Here is a 5,171-nt window from a genome sequence, read left to right on the forward strand (position 1 = left end):
CCGAGGGATCAGCGGGTCACCAAGGTGCCGTTCCGGGCGCCACTTTCGCCCGGTCGGCCTCCTTGAGGAGCGCTCCGAGCAGGAGAACTGCGGAGGCCTTGTCGAGCGGGTTGTTCTTGTTGCCGCATTTGGGGCTCTGCACGCACGAGGGGCAGCCGGACGGACACTCGCACGCCTCGATCGCCGCCCTGGTTGCCGAGAGCCATTCCCGCGCGCGCTCGAAGCCTCGCTCGGCGAAGCCAGCTCCTCCGGGATGGCCGTCGTACACGAAGATCGTCGGCTCCTCGGTGTCCGCGTGGAGCGCCGTGGAGACGCCGCCGACGTCCCACCGGTCGCTCGACGCAACGAGCGGCAGCAGCCCGATGGCCGCATGCTCGGCCGCATGCAAGGCGCCGGGGAACTGGGCCTCGATGAGACCCGCCGCGAAGAGGGTGCGCACATCCATCGTGAACCACACCGATTTGGTGAACAGGTCCCGGGCCCCGAGATCGAGCGGCTCCTCGCCGAGCACCTCGTTAGAGATGAGCGCCTTGCGCTGGAAGGAGACCACTTGGGTCGTCACCTTGACCTCGCCGAAGTGGACGCCCACGGGCCCCCACGTCTCGGCGCGCTGCTCGGCGAGGACCTCGATCTGGGTGATGTCGCGCGCCGTCGTGTAGTAGTCGGGGTTGACCCTCCTGACCACCACGGTGTGCTCAGCCTCGTTGAGCTCCTCGACCAGATAGCTTGCGCCCTGGTGCACGTAGATCGCGCCCGCGTGTGCTTGGTAGTGGGTCTGGGGGGAATCCATCGACCCGAGCACTTGCCCCGTCTCGGACTCGATGATCTGCACGGGTCCGCCGCCATCGGACCTCAGGCTCACCATCCCGGCCGCGCTCTCGGGGTGCGTCCAGTACCATCCGGACGGCCGTTTGCGCAGGAGCCCTTGGCGTTCGAGCTGCCCAAGGATCCCCTCCGCTGCGGGGCCGAAAAGCGCGAGATCGGCCTGTGTGATCGGCTTCTCCGCCGCGGCCGCGCACAGGTGAGGCCCCAAGACGTAGGGGTTCGACGGATCGAAGACGGTCGCCTCGACGGGCACGTCAAAGATCGCCTCGGGGTGATTCACGAGGTAGGTGTCGAGCGGATCGTCGCTCGCGACGAACGCGGCGAGCGCGTCTTGCCCCGCGCGCCCGGCCCGCCCGATCTGCTGGAACAACGACGCGCGGGTCCCCGGCCAGCCGGCGACGAGAACGGCATCGAGGCCAGAGACATCGATGCCGAGCTCGAGCGCCGACGTGCTCGCCACGCCGAGCAGCTCGCCCGTTCTGAGCCGCCGCTCGAGTTCGCGGCGCTCCTCCGGAAGGTATCCGGATCGATACGCGGCGACGCGGCTCTGGAGGCTCGGATCCACCTCGTCGAGATGGCGCTGGGCAATCGAGGAGATCGCCTCGGCCCCGCGACGCGACTTGATGAACGCGATCGTCCGCACGTGGGCCGCCACGAGATTGGCCAGGAGGTCGGAGGCCTCGGCGACGGCGGTCCTCCGCTGCGGCGCGCCGTTCTCGCCGCGAGCCTCGGTGAGCGACGGCTCCCAGAAGGCAACCTCCGTGGCGCCGTGCGGGGAGCCGTCGTCGGTCACCGCAGCAACAGGGGCCCCGATGAGCCGCGCGACGGACGTCTCGGGTTCGGCGGTCGTCGCGGACGCCGCAATGAAGACCGGCTCCGCGCCGTAGTACGCGCACACGCGCCGCAGCCGCCTCAGCAGATTCGCCACGTGGGAGCCGAACACGCCCCGGTAGCTGTGCGCCTCGTCGATCACCACGTAGCGAAGGCGCCGGAAGAACGAGGACCACCACGCGTGGTTGGGCAGGATGCCGAAATGCAGCATGTCCGGGTTCGCGAGGATGACGTTCGCGTGGTCCCGGATCCAGCGCCGCGCGGCCGGGTCGGTGTCGCCGTCGTAGGTCTCGGCACGCACGGTCTTGAGGCCGAGCGCCCGGATCGCCGAGAGCTGGTCGGCCGCGAGCGCCTTTGTGGGGGAGAGGTAGAGCACCACCGCGCCGTCGTCATGGATCCGTCCGGGCTCGTCGAGCACGCGTAATTCGGATCGGTGGACGGCGTCCAGCGCCGGGAGCTGATACGCGAGCGATTTGCCGGAGGCCGTGCCCGTCGCGATGACGACGTGACGTCCGTCGTGCGCGAGCGATGCGGCCTCGGCCTGATGCGTGTACGGCTGGCGAACCCCTAACCGTTCGAACGCGGCGACGAGGTCGGCGTGCACCCACGCTGGCCACGGCGTGGTGCGGGCGCTGCGCGCCGGGATGAGGCGGACGTGGCGGAGCTGCTCAGGCTGTGGGCTGCGCCCAAGGAGAGGAATGAGGGAATCGTGCTGCGCCACTCAAGCATTCTGCCAGTTAGAGCAATCCGCCAGCGCGGCGGAGGGAACGAGCGCGCGAGCCCGCGCGCGGCCAGCTCAGTCGCTGAGCGACGGGCCGTCCGGGTTGCTCGGGTTCTTGAGCATGAGAACGCCCGAAACGTCGCTCCACCCGAGGTGGTGGTACAGGTGCTGCCCGTCAATCGACGCGATGAGCAGCCCCTGGTCGGCGCCGTGCTCGCTCACGGCCGCCGTGAGCGCACGCATCACAAACGAGCCGAGGCCCCGGCGCCGGAAGTCCGGCTCGGTCGCGATCCGGTCGAACACCGCGAACCCATCCGCCACGGCGACGTGACCGCTCGCGGCCAGGTCGCCGTCGTCCGTAGCCACGGTGACCGTGGCGGAGCGCTCCTCGATATCAGTGGTGAGCTTGAGCTCGTCGTCGTTGAGCCAGGGCGCCTCGACGTCCTTGCCCTCGAAGTCCATGATCATGAGCTCTTGGTCCGCGCCGAGCACATCGAGTCCGTGCTGCTCGGCGAGACTCCGGAACCGCAAGTGGTCGTCCGTGAGGATCGTCAGGATGCGCGCTGCGCTGGCCGCGGTGAATTCGGCGAGGCGCGCGAAGTCGTCGTCGCTGGGATCGGCAGCAAAGGCCACCCAGTCGCTCGTCCGGTCGGTCAGCTGGGCCGCGGGAAAGCCGCCGACCCGCTGAGTCGGGTAGTGGCGCGACGAGGCCCAGCCCTCCACCCACGTGGCCAAAAGTTCTTTGAGCTCTGCCTCTGCCATAGCCATGACCATACCGGTACCCGGGGTTTCTGATAACCCTTGTGACGGAACTGTCATCCCATGGCAACCCGGCCGCCACGAACGTTCGCAGGCGGCCTCTCGGTACCCTAGAACACGTGGCTCTGCACCGAATCGTCCTCTTCTACTGCTTCACTCCGCTGGCCGATCCGGAGGCCGTCCGGATGTGGCAGCGCGCGCTCTGCGAGGGCCTCGGATTGCGCGGGCGCATCATCGTTTCCGAGCACGGGATCAACGCGACCGTGGGCGGCGAGCTCGACGCCGTGAAGCGCTACGTCCGCACCACGAAGGAGTACCCCGGGTTTGCCGGGATCGACGTCAAGTGGTCGGACGGCGGAGCCGAGGACTTCCCGCGCCTGAGCGTCAAGGTGCGCCCCGAGCTCGTTTCCTTCGGCGCGCCCGAGCAGCTCACGGTCGACGGCGACGGCGTGGTGGGCGGCGGGACGCACCTGAGCCCGCACGAGCTTCATGAACTCGTCGACGCGCGGAGAGCGGAGGGCCGCGACGTGGTCTTCTTCGACGGCAGGAATGCGTTCGAGGCGCAGATCGGCAGATTCAAGGGGGCGATCGTGCCCGACGTCGACACAACTCGCGACTTCGTGCGCGAGCTCGACTCCGGCGCCTACGACGAGCTCAAGGGCAAGGCCGTGGTCACGTACTGCACGGGCGGGGTGCGCTGCGAGGTGCTGTCCGCGCTCATGCGCAGCCGTGGGTTCGAGGAGGTCTATCAGCTCGACGGCGGGATCGTTCGCTACGGCGAGACGTTCCGCGACGAGGGCCTGTGGGAGGGTTCGCTGTACGTCTTCGATCGGCGCATGCGCCTCGAATTCAGCGACGGCTCGGCCACCTTGGGCCGGTGTGCGCGCTGCGAGAGCCCTACGAGCGACTTCCACAATTGCGCCAACCCGGCGTGCCGCGAACTGACCCTGTTCTGCGCCGCGTGCGCTGCGGGGCCCGAGGAGCTGCGCTGCCCGGGCGGGTGCGCCGAGGCGGCGGAGCCGACTGCCGAAGAGGCGGCCATCGGCGCGCTCAACGCCTGACAATCCTGAACGCGTAGGCCGAAGGGAACCTCCCCGTCGCAGAAACCTGCACCTCGGCCACCGAGTCGGCCACGACCACGAACGCGCGAGTCCACTGCGTGCCGCACGCGTAGTCCGTGTCCACGAGAGCAGTTCCGGCGATCGTCAGGCTCAAGTGCGCCGTCAGGGTCCCGCGGCAGGTGTAGACGACGAAGAGGGTCCCGCTCGGAACGACCGCGCTCGCCAATATTGGCTGCTCCGGGACCACCAGCCCGTAACCGAAGGCGTACGAGACTCCATTCGAATCCGGAAGCGTCTGAAGGGCCCACGAGGACATCATCTCGGGCGTCCATTCCTGCGGTGGCGGCTCCGTCGCCACCGTCGGAGGCGGCTGCGGCGGGTACCGCGGAGTGGGCTGAGCAGACGACGGCGAGCGCTCGCCGAGGGGCGGCAGGCCGTCGTCGTACGTGTAGGCGCACGAGGCGAGCAGGGGGGCCGCGGCGAGCAGCGCGGCGCAAACCAAGGCGATTCCCGACCCCATGGATCGGGACTTCGGACGCGGCCGCCGGCGCGGCATGCTCCACCTCCTCGAGCCCCACTTCTGATCATCCGCCGGAGGGGAATGGCGCGCCAGACGCGAAGCGGCGCGCGGTGAGTGTTAGCCGCGGTATCCGGATCGAGCAAGCACGGAGGTTATCCACATAGCGATCTCCGCGAGGCTCGGTGGCCGGTTCGCGCGATAGCGTGGAGGCACACCCACGGTTCACTGAAGGAGACCCCTTTGCTTGAAGGAGACCCCGTGATCGACGGCCTCGATTCGACCGCCGGCATCGCGGACGCGCCGCGCTCCGACGATCTGGGCCTCCTTCGGGCGCTCGCGGAGGATCTGCGCGCCCTCGGATACACGGTCGACGGCGTCGCTGAGCTCCTCGGCGATGCGGCCCACGCAGCGCTGTCGAGGGACCAGATAGTGCCCGCGCTCGTCGCGACCGAGC

Annotated in this window: 4 protein-coding genes and 1 pseudogene; 2 read left to right on the forward strand and 3 right to left on the reverse strand. The window is 69.1% G+C overall.

The window, feature by feature from the left end:
- Positions 1-16: 16 nt before the first annotated feature.
- Both ACLN58_RS17430 and ACLN58_RS17435 read right to left on the reverse strand, forming a co-directional pair.
- Positions 17-2,377, reverse strand: coding sequence for a DEAD/DEAH box helicase (locus tag ACLN58_RS17430; protein WP_415856512.1), 2,361 nt, complete (start codon positions 2,375-2,377; stop codon positions 17-19).
- Between the two features lie 75 nt (positions 2,378-2,452).
- A complete protein-coding gene (locus tag ACLN58_RS17435) occupies positions 2,453-3,139 on the reverse strand; it encodes a GNAT family N-acetyltransferase (protein ID WP_415856513.1) in 687 nt (228 codons plus the stop codon).
- A gap of 116 nt (positions 3,140-3,255) precedes the next feature.
- On the opposite strand from ACLN58_RS17435, the gene ACLN58_RS17440 reads away from it, so the two are divergent.
- Positions 3,256-4,197 carry a rhodanese-related sulfurtransferase gene (locus ACLN58_RS17440; RefSeq protein ID WP_415856514.1) on the forward strand — a complete coding sequence of 314 codons (942 nt, stop codon included), beginning with the start codon at positions 3,256-3,258 and terminating at the stop codon, positions 4,195-4,197.
- Here ACLN58_RS17440 and ACLN58_RS17445 read toward each other — a convergent pair.
- Positions 4,187-4,717, reverse strand: coding sequence for a hypothetical protein (locus ACLN58_RS17445; RefSeq protein ID WP_415856515.1), 531 nt, complete (start codon positions 4,715-4,717; stop codon positions 4,187-4,189). The two genes, ACLN58_RS17440 and ACLN58_RS17445, sit on opposite strands and share 11 nt — an antisense overlap.
- Positions 4,718-4,957: 240 nt before the next feature.
- Here ACLN58_RS17445 and ACLN58_RS17450 point away from each other — a divergent pair.
- Positions 4,958-5,171 (forward strand): annotated as a pseudogene (locus tag ACLN58_RS17450) (hypothetical protein); the annotation flags it as partial.

This window comes from Sinomonas sp. G460-2 (assembly GCF_047759905.1).
Classification (GTDB): domain Bacteria; phylum Actinomycetota; class Actinomycetes; order Actinomycetales; family Micrococcaceae; genus Sinomonas.